At 61.1% G+C, this 13,664-nt stretch carries 15 protein-coding genes; 1 reads left to right on the forward strand and 14 read right to left on the reverse strand.

Annotated elements, in window-relative coordinates; all coding sequences use genetic code 11:
- Positions 1 to 238: 238 nt before the first annotated feature.
- From B0G73_RS12000 to B0G73_RS12045, 10 genes are all read right to left on the reverse strand, one after another.
- Positions 239 to 589 carry a DUF3085 domain-containing protein gene (locus B0G73_RS12000; protein WP_106280942.1) on the reverse strand — a complete coding sequence of 117 codons (351 nt, stop codon included), beginning with the start codon at positions 587 to 589 and terminating at the stop codon, positions 239 to 241.
- Positions 590 to 634: 45 nt separating this feature from the next.
- Entirely contained in the window at positions 635 to 2,932 is a 2,298-nt protein-coding gene (locus tag B0G73_RS12005) for an SNF2-related protein (RefSeq protein WP_106280943.1), read from the reverse strand.
- A gap of 118 nt (positions 2,933 to 3,050) precedes the next feature.
- Positions 3,051 to 3,662: a hypothetical protein gene (locus tag B0G73_RS12010; RefSeq protein WP_106280945.1), complete on the reverse strand. Its 612-nt coding sequence runs from the start codon at positions 3,660 to 3,662 to the stop codon at positions 3,051 to 3,053.
- A gap of 290 nt (positions 3,663 to 3,952) precedes the next feature.
- Positions 3,953 to 4,405 carry a hypothetical protein gene (locus B0G73_RS12015; protein ID WP_106280946.1) on the reverse strand — a complete coding sequence of 151 codons (453 nt, stop codon included), beginning with the start codon at positions 4,403 to 4,405 and terminating at the stop codon, positions 3,953 to 3,955.
- A 75-nt stretch (positions 4,406 to 4,480) separates the two neighbouring features.
- A complete protein-coding gene (locus tag B0G73_RS12020) occupies positions 4,481 to 5,587 on the reverse strand; it encodes a DUF6094 domain-containing protein (protein ID WP_106280948.1) in 1,107 nt (368 codons plus the stop codon).
- A gap of 66 nt (positions 5,588 to 5,653) precedes the next feature.
- On the reverse strand, positions 5,654 to 6,214 hold the full coding sequence (locus B0G73_RS12025) for a DUF3275 family protein (protein WP_106280950.1): 561 nt from the start codon (positions 6,212 to 6,214) through the stop codon (positions 5,654 to 5,656).
- Positions 6,215 to 6,496: 282 nt separating this feature from the next.
- Positions 6,497 to 7,084, reverse strand: a complete 588-nt coding sequence (locus tag B0G73_RS12030) for a hypothetical protein (protein ID WP_106280951.1) — start codon at positions 7,082 to 7,084, stop codon at positions 6,497 to 6,499.
- Between the two features lie 90 nt (positions 7,085 to 7,174).
- Positions 7,175 to 7,594 (reverse strand): antirestriction protein, encoded by a 420-nt coding sequence (locus B0G73_RS12035; protein WP_106280953.1) that lies wholly within the window; start codon positions 7,592 to 7,594, stop codon positions 7,175 to 7,177.
- Between the two features lie 505 nt (positions 7,595 to 8,099).
- Complete coding sequence (locus B0G73_RS12040; RefSeq protein WP_106280954.1) at positions 8,100 to 8,786, reverse strand: DUF3577 domain-containing protein; 687 nt, start codon at positions 8,784 to 8,786, stop codon at positions 8,100 to 8,102.
- 408 nt (positions 8,787 to 9,194) lie between these two features.
- Positions 9,195 to 9,419 (reverse strand): helix-turn-helix domain-containing protein, encoded by a 225-nt coding sequence (locus B0G73_RS12045; RefSeq protein ID WP_106281397.1) that lies wholly within the window; start codon positions 9,417 to 9,419, stop codon positions 9,195 to 9,197.
- A gap of 192 nt (positions 9,420 to 9,611) precedes the next feature.
- Between B0G73_RS12045 and B0G73_RS12050 the strand changes: the two genes are divergently transcribed.
- Positions 9,612 to 10,031, forward strand: a complete 420-nt coding sequence (locus B0G73_RS12050; RefSeq protein WP_018423051.1) for an ACT domain-containing protein — start codon at positions 9,612 to 9,614, stop codon at positions 10,029 to 10,031.
- Between the two features lie 54 nt (positions 10,032 to 10,085).
- Here B0G73_RS12050 and B0G73_RS12055 read toward each other — a convergent pair whose 3' ends face one another.
- The 4 genes from B0G73_RS12055 to B0G73_RS12070 all read right to left on the reverse strand — a co-directional run bounded on the left by B0G73_RS12055 (position 10,086) and on the right by B0G73_RS12070 (position 13,534).
- Positions 10,086 to 10,916: a nucleotidyl transferase AbiEii/AbiGii toxin family protein gene (locus B0G73_RS12055; protein WP_106280956.1), complete on the reverse strand. Its 831-nt coding sequence runs from the start codon at positions 10,914 to 10,916 to the stop codon at positions 10,086 to 10,088.
- Between the two features lie 31 nt (positions 10,917 to 10,947).
- Positions 10,948 to 11,973, reverse strand: coding sequence for a type IV toxin-antitoxin system AbiEi family antitoxin (locus B0G73_RS12060; protein WP_106280958.1), 1,026 nt, complete (start codon positions 11,971 to 11,973; stop codon positions 10,948 to 10,950).
- A gap of 384 nt (positions 11,974 to 12,357) precedes the next feature.
- Complete coding sequence (locus B0G73_RS12065) at positions 12,358 to 12,645, reverse strand: PAAR domain-containing protein (RefSeq protein WP_106280960.1); 288 nt, start codon at positions 12,643 to 12,645, stop codon at positions 12,358 to 12,360.
- A gap of 13 nt (positions 12,646 to 12,658) precedes the next feature.
- Positions 12,659 to 13,534, reverse strand: coding sequence for a T6SS immunity protein Tli4 family protein (locus B0G73_RS12070; RefSeq protein WP_106280962.1), 876 nt, complete (start codon positions 13,532 to 13,534; stop codon positions 12,659 to 12,661).
- Positions 13,535 to 13,664: the final 130 nt, after the last annotated feature.

Below are 13,664 nucleotides of genomic sequence, written 5' to 3' on the forward strand. Positions count from 1 at the left end.
CGATTTCTTTCCCATCAACATTCTCCAAAGTGTATTTACTCTCGGCGGGCAGCGGCGAAGAGAAAGCGCAAAGTTGCGAATCGGATGCCTAAGAGAAGCCGCCCTATATGTCGCGCTGGGTCGACGGGCCCCACTGAGTAGACCAGCGGCATCCACGGAAATTCGGATGAACCGAAAAAAAGCGCCGGTCCCGAAAGGGATCAGGCGCTTTGAATGGGAGCGAAAAGGAGGCAGACCTTTAGGACCGAGGGGCGACAGCGTTGATGTAGAGGTAACCGGTATCGGCTTCGATCTGGAGATCGAAGCCTTCGTCGATTACGCGGTCAAAGACCGCATCGTTGTGGTCAAGATGCTCGACGAAATCATCGCCGCCGAATTCTGCCCGGGCGCGCTCCCACCAGTCGTCGAATGGCACCGTATCGGGATTGCATTCCACGGCCCACGCGATGATGCTGCGTCGGCCGTTTTCCAATTCGCCTCTCTCCGAGAGCATGTAGACGCCGTGATCCTTGACCAGCACGATTCGACATTGCTGTGTGCGGGCTTCGCGGATGACGGGGCGCAGATCCGCTGCAACGAAGTGGATCATGATGAATTCCTCGATGAGGGGATGGGTTAGGAGATGAGGTTCCGGCTATTCCTGACTCACCAGTTGCCGCGCGAGCGCAACTTCGATGCTCTCTCCGCCCTGATTGAGGATGTCGAGACCGGACTCGGGCATGTCGCCGGAGGTGGACTGCGAGACGGCAATCTTCTGTCCCATCAGCTTCAGACACCGCATCTGCGTTGTGGCCTCGTAAGCGAGAAATCGCACGGTGACGTCATGCGTCTGACCGATACGCCAGCTCCGGCGTGCAGCCTGTTGAAGCGTGTAGGTATTAAAGCCGGACTGAAGAAATGCAATCGTCGGGAATTCAAGAAGATCGAGGCCGGTTTTGACCAGTTCGGGGTTCGTGATGATGACTTCGGCGCCACGCTCCAGCTGGTCGGCGACCCAGTCCTCACGCTTTTCCGCAGGCACACTCGCACGAAGCACGGATGCCCTGACACCGACCGCATCGAGAAGATTCTTCAGTCGCACCGACGTGTCGCGCGTGCCGGTATAGGTCGTATAGAGCAGCGTGCGCCGGCGGTTCAGCAGTTCGCCGCGCACGAGTCGCAGCAGCGCTTCTTCCTTGGGACCGGGTTGATCGTCGCGCAGCAATGCAGGCACGCTGGCCAGGATCCGCTTCGTGCGAGGGTGACGCACGATTTCAGGACGGAAACAACATTCCGGCCACGCGAGCAGCGCATTGAGCACCACGCCAAGCAGACTCTTGTCGCCGCAGCGTAATGCGGCGCGCAATTCTGATGTCAGTGTCGATTCGAGCGTGCGATAGGCGGCCGCCATTTCCTCAGTCAACGCGACCGGCAGCAGGGATTCGTCATAGGGCGGCAGGACGTTCTGACCGATCTGCGAGAGCTTCAGGAAGGCCGTATATGGCACGACATACCGCATGATGCCCTTGGGACCGAAACCCGGACCCTTCACCGTCGAGACGCTTTTTCGGTCGCCTTTCGCAGTGCGGTGCGAGCCTTCGTCGACCTGCTTGTGGATGTCGATGAGCACGCCATGCTCGCGCATGAACGCCATCGTTGCGGCCGCCATCGAGCCGTTGCTGTTGTAGTTAAACCCGTCGTCGATCAGCATGGTCGGGTTCAGACGATAGAGCAGGTGATAGAGGTCGTCGGCGTAGCCGCCCATCAACGTCCCCGTGAGCAGCAACGTTTTCGACGCCTTCCGGGCGAGTACGCCCATTGCCTGGCCCTGGGCGGAGTTTTCGTTCTTGTATTCGTGGCCTTCGTCGGCGATCAGCAGACCGAAGTAGCCCTGTGGCAGATACCGTTTAACGAATTCTGAGGCTTGATAACCGCCCTGTCCGAATGAGATTTCGGTATGGGCGAGCGCGCGCTCCATGCGCTTCGCTTGCCGGTCCGAGAACACGAGTTCGCCGCTGTCGTCCATCAGGTTGATGAACTCGAACACGTTGTCCTGCAGCATGTCCGCGAGCATCGATTCGCCGAAGCGGGAGAGCAGGCGTTCGGCGGTTTTCTCGCCGACGGTCGGCATCTGTAGCAGCGCTCCCTTCACGAGCTCGCGCATCGACCGCGTGCCTTGGCCTTTCGGCGCCAGGGTCCACAGGCGTTCGCCGCAACCGCACGCGCGACGCTTCTCGTTGAGCGCCGGCCGAGCCTGGGCAGGTGTCAGCGGATTGCCGTCTTCGTCGCACACGAACTCACCGCAGGCAGGGCAGCAGGCAAACACGCGGGTGATTGCGTCAGTCTCCATATCGAGTGTTGCGACACGGCGCGCGAAGGCAGGCTTCCAGTCGAATCCCATCCGCATGCGCACGCGGCCGAGAATGAAAAACTCGGGTACCGTTGGCCTCGAACGCATGATACGGAGCTGCAGGAGCTTGCGCAGTGTGTCCGGGCCATTGAGGATCCAGACGCGTGCACCCGGCACCGTCGTTCTGATTTCGCGGCGCCACTTGTAGACGAGATGGGGCGGCGCGATGACGAGCGTGCGCGGATAGCCGCAATGGTGGAGAAGGACGGCAACGCCGATGCCCATCAGCGTCTTACCGGTACCCATTTCGGCATTGATGACACCGCCCGGTGCGTGTTGCGTCAACAGTGTCGTGATCGCGTGAATGACTTCCCGTTGCGCCGGGAACGGTTGTCGCGACAGTTCGTCGAGCAGTGCGTCCCATCGTGAGGGGCGTTGCCCATTGTAGATCGACGGATTTTGCTGGCGGACGGCATCGAGCAGTCCGGCGCCAAAGTTCGAGATGAAGTCCGGCAGGGCGATCACGTCGCCGGCGTTGTCGTCGGCTGTGATGTCGTCATGTTCGGCATCGCCGTCGACGACGGCGGATTGCAGATCTTCCATGATGCGTCTCCAGAAGATGCGGGCCAAGTGCCCCCGGGACGGGGCGCAGGTCCCGCAGATTAGGAAAATAAAGAGAGGGCCGCCAGCGCATCCAGGGGCGGCAAGACCGGCGGAGGGGTTAGTCGATTGCAAGCGCGCCGCTGCGGACCAGGCTGGAAATCGCCTCGGTGAACGAGTCAGGAAGTGCGATCCGGAAAGCGTGGATGCGTCCGACGGGCGAATAAGGTGTCTGGTCGAGCCTGCTGACCAGCTGGCCACTGAGTTCGGCGAGAACTAGCGAGCGCCAGTGCGGCAGCAGCGGTATCGGACTGAGCTGTTCAATCAGCGACCACACGCGTGCTTCCAGCGACGCCTCGTCGTGCGCCTGCGTCTCACGGTCAACCAGCAGCCATGCCGAGCCGGTGGCTTTTGACGGTGTCAGCAGCGACTCGTCGTAGATCCACGTATGCACGAGGTTGCCGAAGAGGTTGTCCTTCGGCAGACGACCGCTGTATTTGTCCAGCCGCCGCGGATCGCCGATAGGTACGGCGGCGATCGTCTGGCTGCTGCCGGGATTGATGAGCGTGATCTGACGGATGCCGCCCTCCTGGACGCCCAGATGTAGTGAGGCGTAAAGCTGCTGAACGGCACCGTCGCGACCGAAAACGGACACGAAGGCGAGCTCGCCATCGGGTGCACGCACGCAGGCATCGATGAAGATGTCCTGCAGTTCCTTGATGGGATATAGCATGGGGTGCTCCAGCGTGAATGCCCGGCGCACCCACCGGGCGCTGACCCGGGTGGGTTAAGGAAAATTCCGGGGCGTCCGCAAGGGAGCCGCCGCCGCGCAGACGAAGGCGCCGGAAAGAAGCGGCTGGGGTACATCTGAAGGTGTCGCGTCACGGGCGACAACGGGTCTGCTACCGGCAGACCAGCGGGAAAACGTGCAGCGCGAAGCGCTTTCCTTGAGCGTCCCGGTGAACGGTCAGGGAAAGCGCCCTGGAGACAGGGCGCACAGAGGTATAGAAGGAACGGCCGCGGTCAGCAGCCAGTCAGCGTTCCGAGCAAGGCGCGAAGTTCGCGGACCTGTCCGGCCGTGAGGGTCATCGACACCAGGGCTTCGGGGTGCCAGGTCTCGATCGCTGCTGCCTGAGGCAATCGTTCGTCGACGAGTCGTGCGAACGCGAGGAGTTGGTGTGCGGCTGCGTGCAGTCGCACCGCACGGACCGAGACGTCGGCGGGCGGCCATGCCGTGACGCCCGTCGCATCGAAACTGAGGACCTGTCCGTCGAGTTCCTCATAGTCGTCGTAGAGCAGCGGCATGTTCGGCGCGTCATCCCACAACGTACCGGCGTCGAATGCCGCACGCGCGATGACGCACGCCGCCTCGGCGCTGGCGGCCCGGATGCCGACGACGACCCGGTGCGTGTGGTCGAGGCTATAGCCGACCAGGTAAGGAGGCAGTGGCTGGTTCGTGGGGCTTGTATCAGTCATGATTCGGGTGTCCTTGCAGGGCGGAGCCTGCCCCCTGCGGGGTAAGGCCCCGTAGGGTTGAAGACGTGACCCGCGCTAGCGGATCGTGACAACGCGGCCGAGATTCGGGCCGGGCGTGAAGTCAATGCCCGCGATCGTGGGAACGAACCGGTCGCGCATCAGGATCGTCGTCCGGATATCGCCTTTGTCCGTTTCCTCGATCTGGACTTCCTGCTCTTTCTGCTTGATGGTGTCGCCGCGGATGAGCAGACGTGTGCCATCAACGCCGGTAACCACACCGGTAATCTGGCCGGCCGCAAGCGCGAGGGCGAGGTGCCAGTCGGACAGGTCGCGCAGGGGACGGCGAGGCGTGACCGCCTTTGCTGCGAACATCGCAGCGAACTGCGGCCAGAGCGTGGCGTGCTGCAGGCGTTGCAGTTCGTGCTCGAGCTGCGGCGCATCGATCCGTGTGGACATGAAGACCTGTTCACCGGCGGCCGATGGAATGCAGTACGGATGTGCCGTCCAGGTCTCAGGCTGTTCAGGTGGCAGTTCGCCGTCGCTGAGGCGGGTGAGACGTGCGGCGAGTGCAGTGTCGACACCATCCGCCCGACGCTTGACGCCTAAGAGAACGAGCTGTTTGAACGTCTGGTCGGGGGCGAGAAACACTTCGACGCGTGTGAAATTACGGGCGATCATCGTGGCGAACTCGCGGTCCATCACGTAGTACGGCACGATCAGCACGAGCACGCCGCCGAACGCGAGCCAGGGAACCGCCTTCAGATAGAAGAGCTTCTCCAGACGGCCCGGCTGACGCTCGCCAGTCTGGGCCTTGTCCGATACGACGTCGCCATACGGCGGGTTGAGGAACAGGAGTCCCATGCTGCGGGCGGTGATGAACATGTCCTGGATGTCGGTGTGTGTCACGGTCTCCAAGACATCCTTCGCGTGCCATGCACGCTCGCGGTCATACTCGACGCCAAATGCGCGGATCGCGTTAGGTGTTGCGGACTGCCTTCCCAATGCGTCCTTTAGCTCGTGCAGCGCGGCGCCTTCGCCGCAACATGGATCGAGCAACCGTACGGGGCGGTCTGGATCGGCCAGCGAGAGCGCCGGGATGATCCGTCCGAGCGTGACGGCATCGGTCGGGAAGTAGCCGTTTTTCACGAAATTCCGGGCGAGGCGGGGAAAGATCAAAGCCATGTCGATCTCCAGCGAATCGCGGCGTGCCGTTCGCCGGAAGGCCCGGCACGCCGCAAGTGGAAGGAATCAGGCTTTCAGCCACGTCTGGCTGGAGGCCTGGAAGGCGTAACCGAATGCGCGAAGCTGGTCGCGTTGCTGACGGAACACGCCGCGGTCAACGGTTGGATCGAGCTTCACTGGCTGGCCGGCGACAATCGCATCGGCCAGGTCGGTTCCGAACAGGTCGGGCAGATACGGCTCGTCAGAATCGCCTTCGGTTGGCGCGGGGGATGGCCCCTGGTCAGCATGGGCGGGGGCTGCTGCACTGGGTATGCGTTCCTCGTCGGCCGGATCCGGCTCGGTCGAGGACGGTGCCTGACCGGTCTCGCTGAACGGCTCATCGTTGTCGAGCTGCACATCGGCGAGCCTCGCGCGGATCTCGACGGTGACCTTGCCGTACCACACGTAGCTGTGCGGATAGATCCTGTCGATCAGGAAGGTACCGGTATAGGCGCCGGGCTCGAACTGCTCGAGCACCTTGTCCTTGACCTTGAATTCGCCGACAGACGTGGTCAGTTCGCCGACCTGGAACGGGCCGTTGCTGCCCTTGATGGTGCGCACGTCGAGCGTGCCGGAAAGAGAGATCATGATGCCTCCACGTGGTGAGGCGGAACCATCCCTCGCGGGCATGTAGTCCCGCCGGTTTGGAAAGTCGTATGCAAAATTGATTCCGTCTGGCTGTACGCCGGGCAGGCAGGGGCGCAGACAGGAAGGCGCCGGAAAAACTGCAGCTATCGCCTCACGTGGCGAGGTACGGTTCCGCAGGTGGCGCGGTGCATCTATCCCGAAGCGGGTGCGATGCCCCGCGGGGAATGCGCCGTTGATCCGGCGCAGGCGAAGGAATGACGTGATGCGGCATCAGGGCTCCGGTCACACGCGCCGTTGTGAGCGAAGGTCGCGACCGATGACGGTACGCACCGAGCTGATAATGAAGACTGTCCAGTCGGCGAAATACCGTCCGTCGAAAACGATCGCGCCTGCGTTCAGCATGAGCTGGATCGGCATCGTGATCCTGCCGGTAGGCGTCTGCCCGTCGCGTCCGGCCACGTGCTCCATGTCGGGGAAGAACCGATAACCCTCGAACGGATCGAGGAATTCGAGCTTGAGGTCGCGGGCCTCGACGGTGTGGCAATAACGCAGCCGGCCGATCAGCGGTCCATCAAACCCTGTAACGAGCGGGGACCCAAGCGGATCGTCGCGTCCATTGAAGAGCCCGAGATAGAGGCCGTCGGGAAGATCGACGCTCTGCACCGTATAGCGCGGCAATGTGCGTCCGTCGCGGCACTGAAAAACCTGCTGCGACGGATCGCCGTCATCATCGGGCTGATCGGCGGCATGAAGCTGTGATGCTGGTCTGTGCTGGAAGCAGTACGCGCGTGCCAGTGACCCGTGGCGCGTACTCGTATTGAAGCCGCTGATAGCGGGGCGGGAAGGGGGGATGGAAGTGCAGATTGACATCGTTGTCTCCGGGAATGTTGCGGAGACGCGCCCTGCGGGCTGCGTTCCGCAAGACGGGAAAGGTAGGCTGGGCGTCAGTCCATCAGCCCATCAATCGAGTGCCGCGAAGATCTCGCGCGCCTCAGGGTGAGATGGGACGAAGGCGAGCAGCCTGTGATAGAGCTCCGTGAAATGCGCGTCTTCTGTCGACCACGCCATGGCGTTCAGGGCGAAGAGGCTGGCAACAATACCGGCGGCGTCACTGCTCATTTCGCCATCGTATCCGTTGCCGTCGCAGGTAATGGGCAGCGGGCCATCCAGACGAGGCGTCATGTAGAACGCGCCGTTGGACAGCTCGACGTAGTCCCAGAATCCGCCGTGGTAGGTCGGGCACAACGACGACATCGCGGTGTAAACAGCGAATTCGGCGCGGATCATATGCTTGCCGAAGTATCGCGGCAGGATTTCCATACGACGGTCCTCGGGCACGATGGTGGCCACGATGCCGTGCGTTTCAGTGGTCTGGTTCATGACATCCTCCGGAAAAGGAGCGGAGGATGGCTGCCCGGGCGGGGAGCGCATTCCCCGCGAGGGTTGAACAAACGAACTACCTGAGAGCGGGGAAGCGAGCTATTCCGGACCCGGCATCATGGCGACGCGGGTACAGCCGTGCAGACAATGGCACCGGAAGAGGGCTGTGAAGGTGTCGCCTGACGCGGCGACAGACGGACCTGCAACTGGCAGGTCGGCAGTGAACACGTCATGCGTCATTGGCCCTCATTGGCACTGGTGGGCAGTGAGGGTCAATGACGCATGACGCCTGGCAGATAACCCCTGCCAGGCGTGTGTCTGGGCCGGAACGATCGGTCCGGCGCAAACGGCACGGCGTAGTGGGGCCACCGTGGACCCGGTCGACGATCTGCGGGACGTTACCGGCTTTCCGGAGCGGGCTCGAGGAGTGCCGCTCTGGAAAACCGGTAGTCCGGTTATGCGCGAGAGGAAGCCCCCGCACGAGGCGGGGACCGAGGGGCGCCGGTCATTCGGCGCTGGCGGACGGACGACGGGCGCTCCCGTTCGCATGACGGCGCAGCGGCGGATAGCGGTTGCTGCGCGCGTTGGTGCGTTCGGCCGTGCGGTCGGTCGCTGCCGCATCGTTGCTTGAGGCTCCGATGTCGCGGCTGTTTGTCGGTCCCTCAGCAGAAGGCGTATCGCGGTGATCGCGATCGTCCGTCGACGGTTCATGCCCGTTGACGGTGTCCGAGGAAGTGTCGGCGCCTGCTTCAGCGTCGTCGTCTTCGCGGTCGCTTTCGTCACGGTAGACTTCCTGGCCGTCGACCTTGATCCAGAAAAGCTTGAGCAGACGCCCCTTGAGGACAGCGCCGGTCTCGCCCGCGCGGTTGCCGGTACGCTCGAAGGTACGGATGTAATGGTCACCAGCGCGGAAGGAGACGAGGACTTTTACGTCCGGATCGTTGGCGTCGTTCATCACGGCGCGCACAGTTTCCTTCGCTTTCTCGCCCGAGACGATCAGGTCCAGCGGAAGATACACGACACCATTCTCGACGTTCGGATCGCCGTGAAACGCGGAGATGGCGCAGGCAAGGAAGGGCCTGGCCTTGCTGCGGCCATTGCCTCTGGCCGTAACATCGCGGACACGGGACAGATACCCGAGGCCACGCAGATGAAGGTCGAAATACTTGCGGGGTTCAACAGACTGATTCATGACGATTCTCCAGAACGAAAAAAGGGGAATCGCCACGGCCCGTGTCGGGGAATGACAATTCCCCAGACGGGCAAGAAAGGAAAGCTTCCGGTCAAAAGACCTGCGGTGGTCCAGACACTGGGACGAAGCGAACCGCGAAAGGTGTCGCACGAGCGACGGTACTGCAAAAGATGCTGGACGCGCTCCAGCGGGCAACTTCAATCGCGAATCATAGTCGGCGTTACCGAAAAATCAAGGCGGTTTGCCCGATCATTTCTGTTCGCTATTCAAATGAATTTGACGGGATTGAACTTGATCTCCCGATGCGTCACGATCTCTCACAAGCGAAGATCTGGCAGGTCGACGGATGTGCCGACGCTCTGATTGCAGAAAGTGGGTGGGATTGCATAGCAGGCCAATCACGCAATGTCACGTGAGCTCATCAAAATCCAGCATGGAAGCGGGAGAAATGCCGAGTGTGTCGGCAAGCACGCAGATGTTATAGAGGGCGATATTGCGCTGGCCCCGTTCGATCCCGCCAACATACGACCGGGCGAGGCCACTTTCGAGCGCAAGGCGCTCCTGTGACCAGCCGCGCGCCTTGCGAAGCTCGACCAGGCGTTTCCCAAACAGGGTAAGGGGGTCGTACTGCATCGACATCTCGATCGGAAAGATATCGAAGCGTACGTATTTGACCTGTTTGAGGCCACGCTCTATCATGACACGCACTATGAGTGACAATTTTGCATGTCGGTCGCAGTGGTTTTGATATTCGACGTGGGTACGGCTCGCGATGCAGCGGCCGGTGAACCTGCCCGATTGACCCTCTTCTCAACAGGGAGCGCAGTGAGCCAACCCGTCTCGGATCTCGCACAGCTGCTGGCGTCCATGCAGCCAGAGCTGAATGAAGGCGCCTATGTTTTTTCGTCCGTGCTGGCAGACAGGGACGTGTCGCAGCTCGCTCCCCTGGCGACGTTTCGTGAGCGCGAGGGGCTGACCGTCATCATCGATGAACCGACGGCGCTGCGCGAAGGGTTACCGGTGCTTTTCCGGGCGGCCTGGATCACGCTGAACGTCCATTCCGACCTGGAGGCTGTGGGACTCACGGCTGCAGTGGCTGACGCGCTGACCAGGGCCTGCATCAGTTGCAACGTCGTTGCTGCCGCATTTCACGATCACATTTTTGTGCCCGTGGAGCGCGCGAGGGATGCGCTTGCTCAGTTGACGGACCTCCAGGCGCGGGCAGGGCAAGGCGTGCCGGGTTAGCCGGCACCGGTCGGGAATGTTTCCTGCCCGGGTCGGTCAAGTCCCGCTTCCTCGCTAAACTGCCGCGACAAATTCCTGGCGGAACGCGTCAAAGAGCTGACTGATCCGTTCAGCCGTATCGCCGCCGGGAATCCGTGCGCGGCTTGCCATCATGTGCGTCAGTATCAGGGGCGACGGATCGTCCGGCGCAATGACCGCGAGGATCTGATCGCGCACTTGCGGCGTGACGATACCCGCCATGTCGCGGCCGAGGAGGGCCGCGCCGCCGATATCGGGATCGTGCTCGTGCCGTTCGATCAGGTCGAAGGCGTCGTCGGCATACAGCCTCTCGAGATTTCCTGCCTCGCCGTACCATGCCAGCAGGAAAAGCAGATCGGTTGCGTCCTTGCGATCGATCGCGTGACGATCTTTCCAGGCGATGATCTTGAGCATGGCCTGCGCCGGAAGGGAAGCGACGGGCACCACGAGATCGGCGTCCATGCGTACCGGCACAGTGGCCTGCAGCGCCTGTTCGAAGCCGGCGACGTTCATGCGGATAACCTGATCGGGCGGCCAGGCGATTTCGCCGCCATCGTCTGCGATGCCCCCGAACGGTACGATATCGAGCCAGGTTCTGGCGCCAGTCTCAGGCGCCTGGTAGTGCAGCCGGTGGGCTGCGTTACCTCGCTGCTCGAAGTGGCCGGACGTGAGCAGCGCCGTTCTCAGTGTGTCATGGCCGGCCCAGCTTTCGATGGAAATGCCGATGTCAACGTCTGCAGTGGCCCGTGTCGGTTCGATATCGTGGACGTGGGTCAGCACGACGTCGCGTGCGCTCGCCCCACCGACAAACCACTGGATGCTCTTTTCGGAAGCGGCGGCAGCTACTTCACGCAAAAGGGCTACCATTTCGGCTGGAAAAGGGCGATGGGGGCGAGGCTCAAGCGGGGAGATATTGTTCACGCACTAACCGGGCCGTTTCGAGATTGCGCGAGTCGCCACTCGCCACGAGATCAGCGTAGACGAGCAGGGGCGGCGCGATGTTTTGCGGAAGCCCAGCCGTAGGCTGGAGCTGGATCGGGGACCTCAGGAATTCGATGTTGCCGTCGCGATCAGGCCGCAGGCGAGCCTTCGCGATCCACTCCCTCGGGACCTCGCTGGCACAGTATACGGTGAATGTGGCTGGTTTCAGGTATTGCGTAAGGATGGCTGCTGCCGGCTCTCCACCAAACTGGCACCGGTCGGGAAGCTCGGGAACGGTTCTCCACCAGTCGGGGACGTCGGTGCGGAAGCGGCCGAGCTGGAGTGATCCACGCAACAATGTCGGGTACAACGTGGTCCATTCATCGATGAGCCGGCCTGCGTCGGCGAACTGCATGCCGTGTCCGCCGGGCTGTTCGATGAGGTCGCGCCGGTCCAGCATGCCATGAATGGCATTCTGGACCGTGCCATGGCTGACGCCGGCAACCTGTGCGATATCGCGATAGGTTTTTTCCAGCAGTGAAGGGACGGCGAGCAGGGCGAGCGCAACGCGCAGTGCCGACCTGGTCCAGGTGCGGCCGCGTGCCTGGGAGCTGCTGTCCGGGCGTGGGCGTCCAGACACGAGAATGACGCTATCGCCCAGAAGAAGACTGGCGTTGCCGGCCAGGTCGAGTGCATCAACCTGCATGTCGCGGCACGCACTGATCATATTAGGGGATAGATACGATGTCACGAGCAGGAGCCGGTCACCGTCGCCCGGCGCGGCCTGCGCGCGGACAGCGGCCAGCGTGCCATAGCGGTCGATCGTCCGCTTGACATGCGCGAGGCGTTTGTAGCGGCGGGTGCCGACATGGAACTCCAGAACTGCATCCGCGCCGGATCGGGGTGGCGCCTTGCGCAGGTGGACAGGAACGCCGGTCGCATCGCCGAACGCGGTGGCGGCAGCTTCCACTATGGAAGGCAGATCGTGATCAATCGGATGCATGGCAGGTATAAGGGCTGTCCAATTATTGTTATTGTACACGTAACGTGGATAGCGTTAGATTTTGGATAAACCATATGTTTCGTCCAATATTCGCTCTTGTCCACGCTGCGTGTACGAGCACATTTCTTGGACGGCAAGAATTCGGCCTTACTGGCTCATGTGATCGTGATTGGTCTACGATTGGGTACCGATGTTCCGATGTGCCCTTCAGGATTGCGCGCATATACGAGCGTCCGGCATACCTGCGCGACGCGAGTTCAGCCAATCTGCAAGGAGGGCAGCGCTCTCCATTCTGCTGCGCCAGGTCTTACAATATTAGCGCAATGGCTCATGCGACAAATGACGTTGCGAATGGACTGATTTACAAATGTGGAATCCTCAACGCTATGCTTCGGTAGACATCATGTTTTGTGATGCAACCAGCCTTGGCGGCGGATGGCACCCGCAAATACACAGATCATCACTGAGCGCGGCATGCCGTCCATCAGGTGCGGTCATCACCGGACGGGAGCTGTCGCAATGGATTTTTCCGATCGTGTTGCAGGCCGGACACGTCACGCTGTCACCTTCGTGCGCAACGTCCTTTCCGTTCAATTGAATCGTGGCCGGCGTTGCGTGGACGGTGCCGTTAGCTGTCGTTTTGTCACCGTTCAAAATGAGATGCCGTTTCATGATCTTTATTCGCTTACCGACGCTTCACAGATTTCAGTACATCATCCCAGAGTGCCATCAACGTCGGTCGTGCGCTTTCAGGTACCGCTGAGCGCGTATCCATGGAAATCTTCATCCTCGGCTCGGTCGCGTGATCGTTGCCAGTTAGCGCACTCCATTCCAGCGATACATCTCTTGACTGCTTGACCGCGTAGCCATATTCATCGCCGTCCCGTCCGGCAACGATCTTGTCGCCACGTCGCAAGATTTCTGTGTCACTGGACACCAGGTTAGCAAGCGGGACTGGCAGGTTGCTCATACGGGCAAGAAGATTGCCGCCAGTATTCTTGGCCTCAGTATTGGTGCTCATCATAAGCGACTTATCGGGACCCGATAAGTCGACCGTAATCGATGCCGTCTCGCCGCCCGCGTAACCACCCGGAATAAAACCTCGCTCGATGCAAAACCCTTGCTCAGCTGGGACAGCAAATGGATCGCGAAGCCGGATCTCCTGGATGAGCTGTGAGATCGCCACTTTCGCGCCTTGAACAGAATCGTTTGTTACCTCGATACTGAAAAGGAAACCCGTGTCCTGCTTCAGAGTCGTTCCACGCACAGTGTAAAGATCATTCCCGCTTTGCCAGACCTGAGCCGGGTCAGCCGCATTGTCACCTTGTGAGACAACCTGCTTGGGCTGGAAGTCGGTTGCTTCGGCGTCGCTTGCAATCTTATGCGCCGCTTCGTCATGAAGCTGCTGATGATTCACAGGGTAGAACACATCTATGTTGATACCCTTAAAGCTTTGTACCAGACGCACATTCGTTGCCGAATGGGGGATATCTATTGCGTACCGTCCGACACACACCGTCTTGAGCGGCGCAGCGTTGGCGGTGGTAGAGGACGAACTCATGGCGGAATCCTGACGGTTACCGCAACCCAGCAAAGGAATTAGAAATGATGCTGTCAGTATTGTGACAACGAGGCCCGTACGATTCATGCATTTCCCCATTCGACCTTCTGGGTCCAAGATATTCAACACG

The sequence above is a fragment of the Paraburkholderia sp. BL25I1N1 genome (assembly GCF_003002025.1).
Classification (GTDB): Bacteria; Pseudomonadota; Gammaproteobacteria; order Burkholderiales; family Burkholderiaceae; genus Paraburkholderia.

What these genes read in the sequence shown, in the direction of transcription:
- B0G73_RS12035 (WP_106280953.1), bottom strand. Translation starts at nt 7,594, where the DNA reads ATGAACCAGACCACTGAAACGCACGGCATCGTGGCCACCATCGTGCCC.
- B0G73_RS12070 (WP_106280962.1), bottom strand. Translation starts at nt 13,534, where the DNA reads ATGAGTTCGTCCTCTACCACCGCCAACGCTGCGCCGCTCAAGACGGTG.
- B0G73_RS12005 (WP_106280943.1), bottom strand. Translation starts at nt 2,932, where the DNA reads ATGGAAGATCTGCAATCCGCCGTCGTCGACGGCGATGCCGAACATGAC.
- B0G73_RS12055 (WP_106280956.1), bottom strand. Translation starts at nt 10,916, where the DNA reads ATGGTAGCCCTTTTGCGTGAAGTAGCTGCCGCCGCTTCCGAAAAGAGC.
- B0G73_RS12065 (WP_106280960.1), bottom strand. Translation starts at nt 12,645, where the DNA reads ATGAAACGGCATCTCATTTTGAACGGTGACAAAACGACAGCTAACGGC.
- B0G73_RS12040 (WP_106280954.1), bottom strand. Translation starts at nt 8,786, where the DNA reads ATGAATCAGTCTGTTGAACCCCGCAAGTATTTCGACCTTCATCTGCGT.
- B0G73_RS12025 (WP_106280950.1), bottom strand. Translation starts at nt 6,214, where the DNA reads ATGATCTCTCTTTCCGGCACGCTCGACGTGCGCACCATCAAGGGCAGC.
- B0G73_RS12060 (WP_106280958.1), bottom strand. Translation starts at nt 11,973, where the DNA reads ATGCATCCGATTGATCACGATCTGCCTTCCATAGTGGAAGCTGCCGCC.
- B0G73_RS12030 (WP_106280951.1), bottom strand. Translation starts at nt 7,084, where the DNA reads ATGTCAATCTGCACTTCCATCCCCCCTTCCCGCCCCGCTATCAGCGGC.
- B0G73_RS12000 (WP_106280942.1), bottom strand. Translation starts at nt 589, where the DNA reads ATGATCCACTTCGTTGCAGCGGATCTGCGCCCCGTCATCCGCGAAGCC.
- B0G73_RS12010 (WP_106280945.1), bottom strand. Translation starts at nt 3,662, where the DNA reads ATGCTATATCCCATCAAGGAACTGCAGGACATCTTCATCGATGCCTGC.
- B0G73_RS12045 (WP_106281397.1), bottom strand. Translation starts at nt 9,419, where the DNA reads ATGCAGTACGACCCCCTTACCCTGTTTGGGAAACGCCTGGTCGAGCTT.
- B0G73_RS12020 (WP_106280948.1), bottom strand. Translation starts at nt 5,587, where the DNA reads ATGGCTTTGATCTTTCCCCGCCTCGCCCGGAATTTCGTGAAAAACGGC.
- B0G73_RS12015 (WP_106280946.1), bottom strand. Translation starts at nt 4,405, where the DNA reads ATGACTGATACAAGCCCCACGAACCAGCCACTGCCTCCTTACCTGGTC.